Annotated in this window: 15 protein-coding genes and 1 pseudogene; 10 read left to right on the top strand and 6 right to left on the bottom strand. The window is 68.5% G+C overall.

Going from position 1 to position 15065, the window contains the following annotated elements:
• Nucleotides 1-114: 114 nt before the first annotated feature.
• The 3 genes and pseudogenes from AB0H42_RS24835 to AB0H42_RS24825 all read right to left on the bottom strand — a co-directional run bounded on the left by AB0H42_RS24835 (nucleotide 115) and on the right by AB0H42_RS24825 (nucleotide 2608).
• Complete coding sequence (locus AB0H42_RS24835; protein ID WP_357059817.1) at nucleotides 115-939, bottom strand: carboxymuconolactone decarboxylase family protein; 825 nt, start codon at nucleotides 937-939, stop codon at nucleotides 115-117.
• A gap of 11 nt (nucleotides 940-950) precedes the next feature.
• On the bottom strand, nucleotides 951-1772 hold the full coding sequence (locus AB0H42_RS24830) for a mycofactocin-coupled SDR family oxidoreductase (RefSeq protein ID WP_357059814.1): 822 nt from the start codon (nucleotides 1770-1772) through the stop codon (nucleotides 951-953).
• A gap of 7 nt (nucleotides 1773-1779) precedes the next feature.
• Nucleotides 1780-2608: pseudogene (locus AB0H42_RS24825) on the bottom strand (mycofactocin-coupled SDR family oxidoreductase).
• A 186-nt stretch (nucleotides 2609-2794) separates the two neighbouring features.
• Between AB0H42_RS24825 and AB0H42_RS24820 the strand changes: the two are divergent.
• The 6 genes from AB0H42_RS24820 to AB0H42_RS24795 all read left to right on the top strand — a co-directional run bounded on the left by AB0H42_RS24820 (nucleotide 2795) and on the right by AB0H42_RS24795 (nucleotide 8175).
• Nucleotides 2795-3376 carry a TetR family transcriptional regulator gene (locus AB0H42_RS24820; RefSeq protein WP_357059822.1) on the top strand — a complete coding sequence of 194 codons (582 nt, stop codon included), beginning with the start codon at nucleotides 2795-2797 and terminating at the stop codon, nucleotides 3374-3376.
• 159 nt (nucleotides 3377-3535) lie between these two features.
• Complete coding sequence (locus tag AB0H42_RS24815; RefSeq protein WP_357059812.1) at nucleotides 3536-4585, top strand: ABC transporter substrate-binding protein; 1050 nt, start codon at nucleotides 3536-3538, stop codon at nucleotides 4583-4585.
• Nucleotides 4586-4656: 71 nt separating this feature from the next.
• A complete protein-coding gene (locus AB0H42_RS24810) occupies nucleotides 4657-5652 on the top strand; it encodes an iron chelate uptake ABC transporter family permease subunit (RefSeq protein WP_357059820.1) in 996 nt (331 codons plus the stop codon).
• Nucleotides 5649-6434 (top strand): ABC transporter ATP-binding protein, encoded by a 786-nt coding sequence (locus AB0H42_RS24805; RefSeq protein WP_357059810.1) that lies wholly within the window; start codon nucleotides 5649-5651, stop codon nucleotides 6432-6434. The genes AB0H42_RS24810 and AB0H42_RS24805 overlap by 4 nt, the downstream gene beginning before the upstream one ends.
• Nucleotides 6435-6516: 82 nt before the next feature.
• The gene (locus AB0H42_RS24800; protein WP_357059807.1) at nucleotides 6517-7749 is read left to right on the top strand and encodes an MFS transporter; all 1233 of its coding nucleotides are present in this window, start codon (nucleotides 6517-6519) and stop codon (nucleotides 7747-7749) included.
• Between the two features lie 183 nt (nucleotides 7750-7932).
• Nucleotides 7933-8175 (top strand): CsbD family protein, encoded by a 243-nt coding sequence (locus AB0H42_RS24795; RefSeq protein ID WP_063035182.1) that lies wholly within the window; start codon nucleotides 7933-7935, stop codon nucleotides 8173-8175.
• A 542-nt stretch (nucleotides 8176-8717) separates the two neighbouring features.
• Here the strand turns inward: AB0H42_RS24795 and AB0H42_RS24790 are convergent.
• Nucleotides 8718-8921 (bottom strand): hypothetical protein, encoded by a 204-nt coding sequence (locus AB0H42_RS24790; protein ID WP_357059805.1) that lies wholly within the window; start codon nucleotides 8919-8921, stop codon nucleotides 8718-8720.
• Between the two features lie 121 nt (nucleotides 8922-9042).
• Nucleotides 9043-9777 carry an MBL fold metallo-hydrolase gene (locus AB0H42_RS24785; RefSeq protein WP_357059803.1) on the bottom strand — a complete coding sequence of 245 codons (735 nt, stop codon included), beginning with the start codon at nucleotides 9775-9777 and terminating at the stop codon, nucleotides 9043-9045.
• Nucleotides 9778-9925: 148 nt separating this feature from the next.
• Here AB0H42_RS24785 and AB0H42_RS24780 point away from each other — a divergent pair, with 148 nt between their 5' ends.
• From AB0H42_RS24780 to AB0H42_RS24770, 3 genes are all read left to right on the top strand, one after another.
• Complete coding sequence (locus AB0H42_RS24780) at nucleotides 9926-11455, top strand: MFS transporter (protein WP_357059800.1); 1530 nt, start codon at nucleotides 9926-9928, stop codon at nucleotides 11453-11455.
• Complete coding sequence (locus AB0H42_RS24775) at nucleotides 11442-12020, top strand: TetR/AcrR family transcriptional regulator (protein ID WP_357059798.1); 579 nt, start codon at nucleotides 11442-11444, stop codon at nucleotides 12018-12020. Before AB0H42_RS24780 ends, AB0H42_RS24775 begins: the two co-directional genes overlap by 14 nt.
• A gap of 121 nt (nucleotides 12021-12141) precedes the next feature.
• Nucleotides 12142-13329, top strand: a complete 1188-nt coding sequence (locus tag AB0H42_RS24770; RefSeq protein ID WP_357059795.1) for a YbfB/YjiJ family MFS transporter — start codon at nucleotides 12142-12144, stop codon at nucleotides 13327-13329.
• Between the two features lie 48 nt (nucleotides 13330-13377).
• Here AB0H42_RS24770 and AB0H42_RS24765 read toward each other — a convergent pair whose 3' ends face one another.
• Nucleotides 13378-13569 carry a DUF3072 domain-containing protein gene (locus AB0H42_RS24765; RefSeq protein ID WP_355237571.1) on the bottom strand — a complete coding sequence of 64 codons (192 nt, stop codon included), beginning with the start codon at nucleotides 13567-13569 and terminating at the stop codon, nucleotides 13378-13380.
• A 334-nt stretch (nucleotides 13570-13903) separates the two neighbouring features.
• Here AB0H42_RS24765 and AB0H42_RS24760 point away from each other — a divergent pair, with 334 nt between their 5' ends.
• Nucleotides 13904-15064 carry a hypothetical protein gene (locus AB0H42_RS24760; RefSeq protein WP_357059793.1) on the top strand — a complete coding sequence of 387 codons (1161 nt, stop codon included), beginning with the start codon at nucleotides 13904-13906 and terminating at the stop codon, nucleotides 15062-15064.
• Nucleotide 15065: the final 1 nt, after the last annotated feature.

The following is a 15065-nucleotide window of genomic DNA, read 5'->3' as shown; positions in this document are numbered from 1 at the left end:
GTCCGCGACTACGAAACCCGGCCCGATCACCACGAGGCCATGGTCTACATCGCCATGATCGCCACGCTGTCACGGCGGCTCACCCGCAAGTGACCCAGAGTTCCCAGACGTGCTCTAAGAGGTCGTGGCGTCTTCGGTTCGCCATTCGTGCAGGACACGGGCCTTCTGCTCGTCGATCACCCGACTCAGGTGTGTCGCCTTGGGTAACCCGGAGTAGGCGGCGAACTGTAGTGCCAGCTCATCCATTTCCGCGAAGGACATATCCCGACTCTTCAGGGCGGCGTAGACATGGGAGAGGATCGGAATCGGTGCGTCCTGGAATCCGACACAGGCCACCGTGATCAATCGGCGCTCTTTCCTGCTCAGGCCCGGGCGCAGCCACATTTCACCGAAGACGAAATTGAGAATGCCGGCCCCTTGATACGGATTGTCGCGGTCCGGGGCGAACGCCATACAGTTGACGTCCTTGAAGGACTCCACGCCGCGCGCGAGACGATCCTCCGGATCGCTCGGTGTCACCAGCGGCAGCAAGGGGTCGGGGGCGGGCACCGGTAGTTCACGCTCCCGGTGGATCCGTTCCCACTGCTGGTCGACGACCATATTGAAGCGTGATGCCTTGGGCCACCCCGCGTAGACCGCGAAATGCAGGACCGCTTCGCGCATTTCGGTGATGGAGATATCACCGCTGTTCAATGCCGCATATACATGCTCGATCAACGGCTGTTCGGCGTCGGAATCGGCGACACACGACAGTGTGACGAACCGCCGGTCCCGGCGGCTCAGGGCCGGCCGGGTCCATACTTCGGCGAATACGAAGTCGATCAGGCCGTTGGCCGTTGTCGGGCTCGAATCACCAGGGGGCGCGAAGGTCATCACTTCGGCGAACTCACGCCGGCCTCGCGCCGACCGTCGCGCCGCAGCCGTATCGGTGGTTCCCATATCTGTCGCTTTCATTTGAGGGTGACCCCGGCATCGACCTTGAACTCCATCCCGGTCACGTGGCGGGCTTCATCGGAGATCAGGTACAGCACGGCGTTGCTGATATCGATGGCTTCGGTCATCACCACCGGCAACGCGTTGCCGAACAGCGGGGCCAGATCCGGGCGCTTCTCGGAGAGGAGACCGAACAGTGACTCCGGTGACATACCGGTGGCCACACCGGTCGGATGTACCGTATTGACCCGGACATTCCGCACGGCGAGCTCATTCGCCAGCGCACGGCTCATTCCGACCACACCGTGCTTGGACGCGGTGTACGGAATGTGCAGGGGTGTGCCCTTCAAGCCCGCCGCCGAACTGATGTTGACGATGCTGCCACCACGGTCGACCAGGTGTGGAAGCGCGGCGGCGCAGGTGTTCCACGTTCCGATCAGATTGATGTCGACCACCGTCCGCCACTGTTCGGAGGTGGTCGTATCCCAGGTCGCGGCCGTCAGGACCCCCGCATTGGCGACCGCGCCGTCCAGCCCGCCGAGTTCCGCCACGGCATCGTCGACTGCCGTCGACAGTGCGACCTCGTCGCGTATATCGACCACTGCGGTGACAGCGCGGCGACCGTATTTCTCGACCAGTCGCGCGGTTTCGGCCAGGTCTTCCGGCGTCGACAAGGGGTATTCGAGTTCCGGCAGAGACCGGCAGATATCGATCAGGACGAGGTCGGCGCCTTCTTCCGCCAGGCGTACCGCATGGCTACGGCCCATCCCGCGCGCGGCGCCGGTGACCAGCACACGCTTACCGGCCGCCCGGCCGGGCGGTCGTGAGTTCTCGATCATCGCGTCCTCACAATTTGTTGCAGAAGCCGGCATCGACGGGCATGGCCACACCGGTGATGTACTTGGCCTCGTCCGAGGCCAGAAATGCGATCGCCGCGCTGATGTCCCGCGGTTCCAGCATCGCGACGGGCATCGGGTTCATCAGGTGCGGGCCACCGTCGGGATTGTTCGCCGCCCACTCCATCATCTGGGGATTGACCGCCATCATGGTGTTCACTGCCGTCGGGTGCACTGTATTGACGCGAATACTGTGTGCCGCCAGGTTATTGGCCAGGCACCGCATGATTCCCACGATGCCGTGTTTGGAGGCTGCGTACCCGAGTCCGCCACCGTCGAGTCCACCCATCCCGACCAGGCCTGCCGTGGAACTGGTGAAAACGATGCAGCCGCCGCGACCGCCGGCGATCAGATGCGGAACTGCCGCGCGCGGTGTGGAACGCCCCGGAGAGATTCACGCCGACCACATCGGCCCACTGTTCGAGTTCGGTTTCGATAGGGACCTCGTCGAGCGACAGCGGTGCGATGCCCGCGTTCGCGCAGACGATATCCAGCCGCCCGAATTCGGCAACACCGGCATCGAGAGCGTCACGGAGCCGGGAAAAGTCGCGCACATCGACTACCGAGCCGACCATCCGGCGGCCTGTCGCCTCGACGAGCGCAACCGTTTCCGGGAGTTCCTCCCTACTGGCCATGGGGTAGCTGTTGGACGCGATGTCGGCGCAGATGTCCACGCCGATTATGTCCGCACCCTCGGCAGCCAGCCGGACCGCGTGACTTCGCCCCTGCCCTCGCGCTACGCCGGTGATGAAGGCGACTTTGCCATCCAACGAACCCATCGATCCTCGCTTCGGTGCCGAGCAGATCCGCGTCGCCTCGGTTGCCTCACGAGGAGAGCGCGGCAATATATGTGGACGAAAACTATGGTTGAACTGTGGTAATTTGATTACCACTTGGCGAGAATAACAGTTCCATGTTCGAGAGGGAAGGAATCGGCCGGATTGACCGAACAGCGCGACGCCATCATGGACTCGGCAGTCGGGCAGGGCGAGCAACGCATCCGCGAAGCGGTCATAGCCCTGCTCGAGACCGACGGCTACGACGCGATACAGGTGCGGGAGGTGGCCCGGCATGCCCGGGTGTCGCTCGCCAAGATCTACAAACTGCACGGCACCCGCGACGAACTCATCCTGGCCGCGCTGGACTGGTGGATGCGGGAGAACCGCTACGCCGGCCTGTCGAGCTACACAACCCGCCCCGGCGAGTCGCTGCATACCGCCCTCATGCGCGTACTACGCCCGATCTTCGAACCGTGGGAGCGCCATCCCGGTCTCCTCGTCGCGTACTTCCGCGCCCGCGCCGCAGCGGGCGGCGAGACGTTGATCAGCCATGGACTCGAGGCCGTCGTTCCCCCCGCGATGGCAGCGCTGGCCGATATCGACGCCGAATTCATCCAGGACCTGGATACGATCCTCACCAGCCTGGTGTACGGACTCCTGGGACGCGTCGCCGGCGGCGAAATCGAGGTGACCGCAATCGTGCCCGCGGTCGACCGCGCCGTCTACTGGATGACCACCGGCTACGAAGCCGGCCGCGAACATCGATAACGGCGCGAGCCCCTCTGACCGGCAGCTATACCGCTTCTCTTAGGTTAGGTTTACTTGTGCTAGCGTGCACCTGCTTCCTCGACACAGGTTGTGCATGTCGGCCCACCGTGATCGCTCGAAGCGACACCCGTACCCGACAAGACGAAAGCTGTGGCGAAGGTGAGGATTTCCGTGGGCCGGATCGGTCTCGTGGCCGTCACCGCTGTGCTGGCGAGCGCGCTCGTCGCCTGTGGGCAATCCGAGCAAGTCGACGATGCCGGTGCCGTATCCACCGGCGAGGGCAGTACCACCTACCCCCTCGTTCTCGACAACTGCGGCGAGACGGTCACCGTCGACGCGGCACCGCAGCGGGTTGTCTCGCTGGATCAGGGATCGACCGAGATTTTGCTGTCGCTCGGCCTCGGCGACCGCATGGTGGGAACCGCTTCGTGGACGGATCCCATTCGCGAGAATCTGGCGGCGGCGAACGAATCGGTTCCCCGGCTCGCCGACAACGCACCGACCTACGAGGTCGTCCTGGGTGCCGATCCCGACTTCGTCACGGCCTCGTTCGGCCGCCACTTCGAGCAGGGCGGCGTCGCGGAGCGCGCCCGGTTCGCCGAGACCGGGATCGAGTCGTATCTGTCGCCGACCGACTGCGAGAACGGCGTCAGCATCAACGGTGGCGGGAAGCGCACCACACCGCTTGCGATGGACGCGCTGTACCAAGAGATCCGTGAACTCGCCGCCCTCTTCGATGTGAACGAGCGGGGCGCGCAACTCATCGACGAGCTGCGGGGCCGCGAGACCGCGGCGCTCGCCGGTATCGAGAAGTCCAACGTGTCGATGGGGTTCTGGTTCGCCGATACGAAGAGCCCGTACGTGGCCGGCGGTCTGGGTTCGGCGAACCTGCTCGCCACCACGGTCGGTGCCACCAACGTGTTCGCGGACCTGACCGACGACTGGCCCGCCGTCGGCTGGGAGACCGTCGTGGCACGCAACCCGGATGTTCTCGTCCTCGGCGACCTCCTGCGCAACCGCTTCCCCGGAGATCTGCTCGCCGACAAGATCGCCTTCCTCGAATCCGATTCCGTGACGCGCAACCTCGACGCCGTGCGCAACAAGCGGTACATCGCGCTGCACGGTGCGGAGATGAACCCGTCCATCCGCGCCGTCGACGGACTCGAGAAAGTAGCCGCCGGCCTTCGCGACCTACGGGTGCCCAACTGACCGCCACCCGCGACCGCGCCGATACCGCCGCCCCCGGACCGATTCGGGGGCGGCAGTGGGTCGTCGGGTCGCTGATTCTCGCCGGTGGAGTCGCCGCGCTCACCCTGTCGGTCCTCGTCGCTGTCACCCTGGGCCCGGCGGATATCTCCGCTGTGAACGTCCGCGATGTCCTGCTCAACCACCTCGGTCTCGGCGACATTCCGGTGCGGGCGGCGAAGAACGCGATCGTATGGGAGGAACGCCTCCCGCGTGCGCTGGTGGCTGCCGCGTGCGGCGCCGGGCTCGGAATCTGCGGCGCGATCATGCAGTCGCTGCTGCGCAACCCGCTCGCGGACCCGTTCGTCCTGGGCATCTCGTCGGGCGCGTCGACCGGTGCCGTGATCGTGGGGATCCTCGGCGTCGGCGGCGCCGCGCTCGGTCTGTCCGGCGGTGCGTTCATCGGGGCACTGGTCGCGTTCGGGCTGGTACTGCTGCTCGCCCGCCTGGCCGGCGGCAGTAACGACCGCGTCATTCTCGCGGGAGTGGCCAGTACGCAGCTGTTCTCGGCGCTGACCTCGTTCGTCATCTTCGCGTTCGCGGACTCCGACGAGACCCGCGGTGTGATGTTCTGGCTGCTCGGATCGCTCGAAGGCGTCCGCTGGGACGATGTCAGGCTGTGCGCGGTGGTGGTGCTCCTCGGGACAGCGGTGTGCCGGTACTTCGCGCACGCCCTGGATGCGTTCGCCTTCGGTGACGATGTCGCGGCCTCGCTCGGCATCTCGGTCGGGAAGATCCGGCTCATGCTCCTGGTGGTCACCGCGGTCATCACCGCGACCCTAGTCAGCGTCGCCGGTGCGATCGGGTTCGTCGGGCTCGTGCTCCCGCACGCGGCGCGGTTCCTGCTGGGTCCGCGACACAGCCGGTTGATTCCCGCGACGGCCTTGCTGGGGGCGGTCTTCATGGTGTGGGTGGATGCCGTCTCCCGCGTCGCCTTCGCGCCCACCCCGCTGCCGGTGGGCGTCGGCACCGCGCTGGTCGGTGTGCCCGCGTTCATCGTCATCCTGTCGCGCCGGAGGAGGAAACAGTGACTTTGCACGCGGCTGCCGTCACCTGGAACCGCGGCGGCGCGCTCGTCGTCGACGGAGTCACTGTGACGATGGCGCCGGGCGAAACCCTGGGGCTGCTCGGTCCGAACGGGTCCGGGAAATCGTCACTGCTGCACCTGCTCAACGGTGTCGTGCGCCCGACCGCGGGCGTCGTGACCCTCGACGGCGACGACCTGTCCACCCTGCGCCGCAAGGAGGTCGCGCGCGCGGTGGCCGTCGTGAGCCAGCATGCCGACACCGACCTCGACATCACGGTCGGCGACGTCGTGCGCCTGGGACGCATCCCGCACCGCACAACATTCGGCGGCAATCCGGCCGCCGACGAGGCCGCGGTGACGGCCGCGCTCGAGCACACCGGCCTCACCTCGAAAGCGAACCGGCTCTGGCACCGGCTCTCCGGCGGGGAGAAACAACGCGTCCAGATCGCCCGTGCCCTGGCCCAGGAGCCGCGGGAGCTCCTGCTGGACGAGCCGACCAATCACCTGGACATCCATCACCAGTTGGAGTTGCTGGCGCTCGTCACCCGGCTGCCTGTCACCAGCGTGATAGCCCTGCACGACCTCAATCTGGCCGCCATGTTCTGCGATACGGTGATCGTCTTGAAGGAGGGCCGGGTCGTGGCCGGCGGGAAGCCCACCGAGGTGTTGACCTCCGAACTGATCGCCCAGGTGTACAACGTCCATGCCGAAGTCATCGTCGACGAGTCGAAGGGGCGGCTGTCGATCCTGTTCGAACCGGGTCCGGTTGCCGTCGCCGCGCGCTGACGACCGGCAGGCCTCGGCGGTGGCGGATACGACAGCACGGACTCGCCGGCCGCGTGGCCCCCGGTGGTCGCTGCTGACCGGCTTGGCGGCTGCGACCCCGACGGTCCGGCTGCTGGTCCTGACGCAACTCGCGTTCAATATCGGCTTCTTCATGGTGTTGCCGTACCTGTCGGTGCACCTGACGGAGGATCTCGGTCTGCGGGCGGCGTTCGTCGGCGTGGTGCTCGGGCTCCGCACCTTCTCCCAGCAGGGCCTGTTCTTCATCGGCGGTTCGCTCGCGGATCGGTGGGGCGTGAAGCCGGTGGTCCTGGCCGGGTGTGTGTGCCGGATCCTCGGCTTCGTCGGGTTGGCCTGCGCCGGGTCGGTGCTCGGGATCGTGGTGGCAACCATCCTGACCGGGTTCGCCGGCGCGCTGTTCTCGCCGGCTGTCGAGTCCGCCCTGGCCACCGCCGCGGGGAGCGCCGAGAACGGTGGCGGCTCCCGGACGGATGCCTTCGCCCTGTTCGCGGTATGCGGTCAGATCGGCGCGTTCGCCGGCCCGCTGCTCGGTTCGTTGCTGCTGGCAGTCGACTTCTCCGTCGCATGCCTGGTCGCGGCGGGCCTCTTCGGCGCGATCCTGGTCGTCCATCTGCGCCGGCTTCCCGCACACCCCGGAGCCCACGCCGCCGACGGGTGGCTCGACGGCTGGCGGGAAGTGGTCGCGAACAGGACCTTTCTCCTCTTCGCCGTGGCGATGAGCTCCCAGCTGGTGGCCTACAACCAGCTGTACCTGCTGTTGCCCCTGGAGATCGAACGCGCCTGGGGTTCGCAGGCCCCGCTGGGCTGGTATTTCGCCCTGGCTTCGGTATTCGTCGTCCTCGCCCAACTGCCCATTACGCGACGGGTGCGCACCGCCGCGGCCCTGCCCGCGGGCCTGACCGTCATGGCCGCCGCATTCGTCGTGATGGCGCTCCTCGCGCCGGCGCAACTCCATGGTCTGCCCGCGCTGATCCCCGCCGCCGCGTTCGCCCTACTCCTGGCCCTCGGACAGATGATCACCATGCCCGTCGCCCGAGATCTGGTGCCGCGTCTCGCCGCCGAGCGCCGCCTCGGGTCGTATTACGGGCTCCTCGCCTCCATCGGCGGACTCGGTGTACTGGTCGGCTCGGTGATCATCGGCGCCCAGATCGACGCGATGCCGACCACCACCGGCTGGGGACTCGCCGCGCCGTGGTGCGCGGTCGCCCTGGCTCTCCTCGGGAGCGCGCTGTTCCTGATACTGCCGCTGCGCTCACGCAGCGCCGGCCCGGACGCGGCTGTCGAGTCAGCAGGGTGATGCCGGCGGCGACGATCCATGCGATCCAGCCGAGCCATCCCGTCGAAATCACGCATGGGGACAGTGCCGCAGTGCCGAGGCGTGCACCGCGGCCGAAACCGCCCCGGAGATCACCGATTGAACCCGCGACCTCCGGGTACGTCGCAGATATCCACCCGTACCGAACATTCGGAGGTAGATATCGTGGCCGAGAAGCAGACTGGTCCCCGGGAAGGACTGGAAGGCGTCGTCGAAGGCGTGAAGGGCAAGGCCAAGGAAGTGGGCGGCACGCTCCTCGACAACAAGGACCTACGCGACGAAGGCATCGCCCAGCAGGACAAGGCCGAAGCGCAGCGTGAGGTCGCGGAGAAGGAAGCCGAAGCCGAGAAGGCACGCTCCGAAGCCGACGTACAGGAAGCACGGCAGCGGTCACATCAGGGGCGGTAGCGGCAGTTCCGCCGGCGGTGTCCCGAGCGCCTTCCACACGGCCCGCCGACCACCGAACACCTGACGGCGGCCGCCCGGAGATCTCCGGGCGGCCGCCGTTGTCCGGTCGCCGTCGCGAGCGATTCCGATCAGGTATCCGAAGCGATTCGCGAGGGCCGTCCGGATCTGCGGCCCGCCTCTTCCCGGTCCGAGCGGCTACGGATGCGGGTGGGCTCCGAACAGCTGCCACATCCGATTCAGCATCTCGGTACGCCGCGTACCTGTCGGCCAGGCATGGCTGCCGCCGCGGTAGACGCGCCACAGCACCTGACTACCGGACGCGCAGTCCCAGCCGGTTCGAATCCTTGACCTCGGTCCCGCCGTCGGGTTGCTCGTTCTGGCAGGGACGGTTTTCCCAACTGGCTGTCGTACCCCGGGATTTCGGAACGCCCACGGGCAGGCCACGGCGAAACGAACCCGGTTCGGTCACCGCGAGTGGCCGCCGACGCCCGGAGACTTCGCGGCGAAGGTCCGGCCCCGACCGGAGGCCGGACCTTCGCGACTCAGCGGCGGACGCGCCGCCAGCTCCAGGACCGGCCTCCGGCCCCGGCACGCGCGCCCGTACCGAATCCCGCGAGGTGCAGGGCGATCAGCAATAGCCCCAGGGTAACGAGGGTGCCACCGGTGATGGAGTCACCGAGGTCGGCATCCGTCAGATCGAAAAGGAGCGCGAGACCGAACGCGACGGCAGCGGCAATGGCGAGCATGAGTACCTCCTGATGTTCCACCGGAATCGACGACACCCGAGCGGGCTCGCCGAGTTCCTATGTCGCGCATACCCGCAAAACGCCCCGGCACACCGTGGGTGCCGGAATCACCTGGCGCCTGCTACGCGGTGGGCTCGTCCACTCCGAAACGGGCGGCCAGGTCGTCCCGTTGCCGCCGGAGGAATTCCGCGTCCACCACCGCTCCGTGTCCGGGCACGTACACCGCGTCCGCGCCACCCAGCTCGCGCAACCGGTCGAGCGCGGCGGGCCACCGCGTCCCGACGGCGTCGGGACCGGCCTGCGGCTCGCCCGACTCCTCGACGAGGTCACCGCAGAACACCACGGTGGGGTCGCCGGGCACCACGACCGCGAGATCGTGCCCGGTATGCCCGGGGCCGATCCGGACCAGCAGAATATCGCGACCGGCGCCGCGCCCCAGCGCGGTCACATCCCTGACGTACTCGCCGGGCCGGACGAGCGCGTCGGCGGCCGCCCGGGCCGCCGCCGGGTCGAGCCCATTGTGCACGGCGTCGGCATATAACTCCCCTCGCCCTTCCCGGTACAGCGCCTGCGCGCCGGCTGCGGCGAAGATCGGCACGGGGCCGAACGCCGCCGCACCGAAGACATGGTCGAAGTGATGATGGGTCAACGCGATACCGGTGACGGCCCGGCCCGCCAGCCGCTGCGCCCGGTCCCGCACCCGGGCGCCCTCCTCGAGACTCGACCCGGTATCGACCACGAACGCGAAGTCCTCCCCCACGATCAATCCGGCCGTGCAGTCCCATACCGGCAACCGGCATCGGCCCACTCCCTCCGCGAGCGGCTCCCACCCCAACTCTTCCCACGTCACCGTCATACCGAAACGCTAGCGGCCGGCCCCGCAGCGGGGAACGCGACGAGCGGCACGAGCGACGGCGCGGCACGCCCCGAGCGTGACCGAGCACTCGGACGAAAAGTCCATCCAGTCTCTATAACATTCCATATGGACTGTTAAAGTGGGAGGAATGAGCCAAGCAGTGGAAACCACGCCCGGCCGGGCGGGCCGCCGGGAATGGGCGGCGCTGGCCGCGCTGGTCAGCGTGGTGCTATTGCTCGCCATCGACGGAACCGTGCTCTACCTCGCGGTACCGGCGCTGACCGCCGATATCCGGCCGAGCGCGACACAACTCCTGTGGATCGGCGATATCTACGGATTCGTGCTGGCCGGGCTGCTCATCACCATGGGCAATCTCGCCGACCGGATCGGGCGCAAACGTCTCCTGCTGATCGGCGCCGGCGCGTTCGGCGCCGCCTCCGTCCTCGCCGCACTGGCGCCGGACGCCGAAACCCTCATTGCCGCGCGGGCGCTGCTCGGGGTGGCCGGGGCGACGCTGATGCCGTCGACCCTGTCCATCGTGCGTGCCGTGTTCACCGATCCGCGGCAGCGGACGACGGCGATCGCCGTATGGTCGGCCGGCGCCACCGCCGGCGCGGCGGCCGGGCCGCTGGTCGGTGGTCTGCTGCTCGAGCATTTCTGGTGGGGTTCGGTGTTCCTCATCAATGTGCCGGTCATGGCCGTCGTCCTGGTGGCGGGCGCGCTCCTGTTACCGGAATCCCGCGGCGCCGGCGCACATGCGGTGGACTGGCCGTCCTCGGTGCTGTCCATCATGGCCATCATGCCGCTGGTCTACGCGGTGAAACACTGGGCCGGAACCGGGCTCGACCCGACGGTTGCGGTGGCGGCGCTGATCGGGGTGGCGGGTGGCCTGCTCTTCCTGCGCAGACAGTCGCGGCTGGCCCTTCCACTGGTGGATATCTCACTGTTCCGGATGCCCGCGTTCAGCGGTGCCGTGCTCTCCACCGCACTGTCGATCTTCGCGTTCCTCGGGCTGCTGTTCTTCTTCTCCCAGTACCTGCAACTCGTCCGCGGGTACGGCCCGCTGCAGGCCGGGCTGGCCGAACTGCCGACGACGCTGGCTTCCCTGGCCGTGATCGCCGTGGTCGGCGTACTGGTGGCCCGGTTCGGGGCCGGGCGGACGATCGGCGGTGCGTTGCTGGTGGCCGCCGTCGGTCTCGCCGGGATCGGCTGGGCCGCCACCTCGTCCGGTTTCTGGGGTCTCGGTATCGCGCTGGCGGTTCTGGGTCTCGGTGTCGGCGTGGCCATGACGCTGTCGACGGACGCGGTGGTCACCGCGGTGCCCAAGGAGCGGGCGGGCGCCGCCTCGTCCATTGCCGAGACCGCCTATGAAATGGGCGGCGCACTGGGTATCGCGGTACTGGGTTCGATTCAGCTGGCGCGGTACCGCGCGAATCTGGAACTCGGGCCCGGCACCGATCCGGGTGCGGCCGCCGCGGCCCGGGATTCGCTCGCGGGCGCGGCGGGGGTCACGGGTGATTCCGATATCTTCACCCGTGCGGCACATGCCTTCACCACCGCGCTGCAGTCCACGTCGTATCTCGCGGCGGCCCTGCTCGTGGTCGCGGGCGTGCTGGCCTGGCGCGTCATCCCGTCGCACCGGCCCGCCGCGGACAAGGAGCAGCATGAGCCGGTCTGACCAGGGCCTCACCCGAGACAAGGAGCGCACCCGGCTGGCCGTGCTGGAGGCCGCGGAACGGATGTTCGCCGAACGCGGCGGCCGGGTGAGCCTGAGTGATATCGCCGCGGCCGCCGGCGTCACGAAAGGCGGTCTCATGCACCACTTCCCGAACCGGGACGCATTGCTGGCCGGGGTCACCGAACATCTGATCGCGAAAGTGTGGACCGAGATACACGAGTGCATCGACCTGTCCGAGAACCGGCCCGGGAAGTTCACTCGCGGCTACGTCCGCGCACTGACCAGCGGTAGCGAATCGGTCGCGCGGGCGTTCAGCCCGACCGGCCTGGTCGTGACCCTGGGTACGGTCTCCGGCCTCGAGGAACTCTTTGCCGACGACGCGCGGCGGCTGGACGAGGCGTTCGCCGGCGACGGTCTCGCCCCCGGTACGACGTCGGTGATCCGCTTCGCGGCCGAGGGGCTGGCCACCGCGGTCAACAGTCCCTATCTCACCGCCGACCGCCTCGAATCGGCACGCACCGAACTGCTCGCCATGACCGAGACCGCGGCACCGGACAACGGGTGAACCCGCCGCGCGCGTAGGTTCATCAGGATGATCGGGGGGCCGACCCGGTACCAGCGCAGCGGTAGGGTCACCCCGGCCCTCGGCCGTCCGAGCGCGGCACAGCGGTCGTAACGTACCGGGTATGACTGATCTGCGGGCCGCTGAGCGCAGCGGCGGGCCGGCACTGCGCGGACGGGCGGTCGGGATCGCCGCGGCGGCCGGGCTCGCCGCCGCGATGGGTGTGGGACGCTTCGTGTTCACGCCGTTGCTGCCCATCATGACCGCTTCGACGGGGATCAGCGCCGGCGCCGGCGCAGTGATCGCGACCGGCAACTATGCCGGCTACCTGTTCGGTGCGGTGTTGCTGACACGGCGACCGCAACTGAGCCTGCGTTCGACATTCCTGGCGTGGTCGGTGGTGCTCGTCGCCAGTGAGGCCGGGATGGCGGCGACCGCGCAGGTGGCCGTGGCGACCGGGCTCCGGTTCGTGGCGGGGGCGGCCAGCGCGGCCATCTTCATCGCCTGCGCGGCCACGGTGGCACACCACCGCCGGGAGGGTGCCTCACCGGGCGTGGCGTTCGCGGGGGTCGGTCTCGGGATCGCTATCTCCGGTGTCTACACCCTGCTCGCGGCACCGCATCTGTCGTGGCAGGGTCTGTGGCTCGGGTCGGCGGTGCTCACCGCGCTGCTGCTCGCTCCGGCCTGGTTATTGGATATCCGTTCCGAATCCGGGCCGGCCGACAGCGTGGGCGATACCGCGATGGACCCGGGGCGTGCCGGTACCGGGCAGGCGCGGCGGGCGTGGCGGCTGCTCCTGGGTTCGTACTTCGCCGAAGGAGTCGGCTACATCATCATCGGCACCTTCCTGGTGGCCGCGGTGGCCGGAACCGGGAGTTCGTCGGCGGGCGCACTGGTGTGGACGCTCGTCGGACTGGCCGCGGCGCCCGCCACCCTGGCCTGGCACCGCATCGCGCGCCGGATCGGGACCGGGCCCGCGCTGGTCACGGCTCTCACGGTGCAGGCCGCGGGCGCCGCGGTCGCCGCGGCCTCGAACAGCGTGGCCACCGCGGCGGTCGCCGCGGTCGCGTTCGGGGCCACCTTCATGGGCGTGGTGGTACTCACCCTCGACTACGCCCGCCGGCTGCACATCCCGCGCGCCGCGGCGACGCTGACCGCGGTGTACGCCATCGGGCAGGTGCTCGGTCCGCTGCTCGTGGTCCCGGTCGTCGGCCGCTCCTTCGCCACCGCGTTCACCGTCGCGGCAGTGGTCATCGCGATATCGGCGATACTGGCGTTCGCCGCCGCCCGGGCCCGACGCGCTCCCCGATAAGACGCCGGCCGGTCGGCGGTACTGCGAGCACGAGTGGTCGTCTCGCGATCAGATCCCGCGGCCGGTGCGCTGCTGGAGTTCGTCGATCAGCTGTGACGCCTGCGCCTTGGTCAGCCCCTCCGGCACCTGCTGCCCGGCCTCCTGCGCCAGGGTGTGCAGATAGGACTCCTGCGGGCCGGTCATCGGTTCGTCACCGGTAGTCCACTGGTCCCGGTCCTTTTCCGGCTGCTGCTGCACCATTGCCGCTCCTCTCCACGGTAGAACGAGTGTTCGAAGCCGGCGTACCCGGATCGACCGGCTTCAACCACGCCTCCACAGCGACCCGTCCGCGATCGGGCGGCGGCAGCCACGGCCGGCCCGGCCGCGACGATGCGCCCGCTCGTCCGGAGCCGAGCACACCGGTCCGGTGTGTTCCGGCCGGAGCGCGGCACGCACCGGTCGGCTGCCCCGGCACCGAGCCTTCGCGCCGGGGCACCGGCACTGGGAACATCGCCGGTCACCACCGCGGCCGTTCGGGTAGTGTCCGCGCTTCCTGTCGTTGCCCGAACCGCCGAATGTGAGGTTGCTCTTCCAGATGACGAATACCGACAACGACCGGGCACGGCGCGAATTCGCATTGCAGGTGTTCGGGCATATGCGCGCGGCAGGGATCACCGATGTCTCCTACGACACCGACGAATTCGCCGTCCGATACGACGGCGGCGACGCTGTCCTGCATCTCGCGAACCTCTTCACGGAGACGCGCGACCGATCGCCGGAGGAAACGCGGGAGTGGCTGACCCGCATCGTGCCCGCGCTGGTGACGCCCGCGGCCCCACCCGAGAGCTGGGAGGAGGTACGCCCGCTGTTGCGGCCGGTCCTGCGGCCGTCGACCTACGCACTGGAGGACGAGGGTTCACGGATACGGCGCCCGCTCTTCCCGTTCGTGGACGAGTTGCTGGCCATCGACTACCCGGATGTCATCGGCTTCCCCGACGAGACGAAGCTCGCCGAATGGGGCGTCACGGCGAACGAAGCGTTGACGGTGGCCCGGGAAAACCTGGCCGCGGTGGTGCCGATGGCGGAACTACCCGGCGACGGCATCGTGAAGATAGCGGTCGACGAGGCCGACTACCTGTCGTCGTGGATCCTGGTGCCGGATTGGCTGCTCGTCTCGACGACGAACTTCGAGTATCCGCCGGTCGCGTTCATCCCGGATCAGCAGAGCCTGCTGATCGTTCCCGGCGATCCGGAGTTGCTGTCCGAGGCCTTCGAAGCGGTCGAACAGGAGTACCGGGAGGCGGCACGGCCGCTCTCGCCCCAGGGGTACACCCTCGACGAATCCGGCCTGGTGATTCCCCTGGACCGGGTGACCACCGCGAACGACGCCGAAGCCGCCCGGGCCCGCGCGGTGCTGGCCGGGGCGGAATACCACGCCCAGCAGCAATGGCTCGAGGAGCGCTATCGCGACGACCTGGAGGCGATCTACGTGAGCAGCCTGATGGTGGCCGAACGCGAGGACGGCATCCATACCGTCACGGTCTGGGGCGAGGGTGTCGATGCCGCCCTGCCGGTGGCCGATCTGCTCGCATTCGCCACCGACGACGAACGGACCATCATGGTGCCGTTCGACACCGCCGTCGATCTCACCGGAATCACTCCGATGCCCGGTATCCACCCGCCGCGCTTCCGCACCGGCGGATGGCCCGATCCCGCGGTGTTCGAGCGTCTCACGGAGGCCGCGGTCGCGTTCTGAC

The organism is Nocardia sp. NPDC050799 (assembly GCF_040654015.1).
In the GTDB taxonomy this organism is placed as follows: Bacteria; Actinomycetota; Actinomycetes; order Mycobacteriales; family Mycobacteriaceae; genus Nocardia.
Note: the sequence above shows the minus strand (reverse complement) of the source record. Positions and strands in the feature narration are given on the sequence as shown.

What these genes read in the sequence shown, in the direction of transcription:
- AB0H42_RS24835 (WP_357059817.1), bottom strand. Translation starts at nt 939, where the DNA reads ATGGGAACCACCGATACGGCTGCGGCGCGACGGTCGGCGCGAGGCCGG.
- AB0H42_RS24830 (WP_357059814.1), bottom strand. Translation starts at nt 1,772, where the DNA reads ATGATCGAGAACTCACGACCGCCCGGCCGGGCGGCCGGTAAGCGTGTG.
- AB0H42_RS24820 (WP_357059822.1), top strand. Translation starts at nt 2,795, where the DNA reads ATGGACTCGGCAGTCGGGCAGGGCGAGCAACGCATCCGCGAAGCGGTC.
- AB0H42_RS24790 (WP_357059805.1), bottom strand. Translation starts at nt 8,921, where the DNA reads ATGCTCGCCATTGCCGCTGCCGTCGCGTTCGGTCTCGCGCTCCTTTTC.
- AB0H42_RS24785 (WP_357059803.1), bottom strand. Translation starts at nt 9,777, where the DNA reads ATGACGGTGACGTGGGAAGAGTTGGGGTGGGAGCCGCTCGCGGAGGGA.
- AB0H42_RS24780 (WP_357059800.1), top strand. Translation starts at nt 9,926, where the DNA reads ATGAGCCAAGCAGTGGAAACCACGCCCGGCCGGGCGGGCCGCCGGGAA.
- AB0H42_RS24775 (WP_357059798.1), top strand. Translation starts at nt 11,442, where the DNA reads ATGAGCCGGTCTGACCAGGGCCTCACCCGAGACAAGGAGCGCACCCGG.
- AB0H42_RS24770 (WP_357059795.1), top strand. Translation starts at nt 12,142, where the DNA reads ATGACTGATCTGCGGGCCGCTGAGCGCAGCGGCGGGCCGGCACTGCGC.
- AB0H42_RS24765 (WP_355237571.1), bottom strand. Translation starts at nt 13,569, where the DNA reads ATGGTGCAGCAGCAGCCGGAAAAGGACCGGGACCAGTGGACTACCGGT.
- AB0H42_RS24760 (WP_357059793.1), top strand. Translation starts at nt 13,904, where the DNA reads ATGACGAATACCGACAACGACCGGGCACGGCGCGAATTCGCATTGCAG.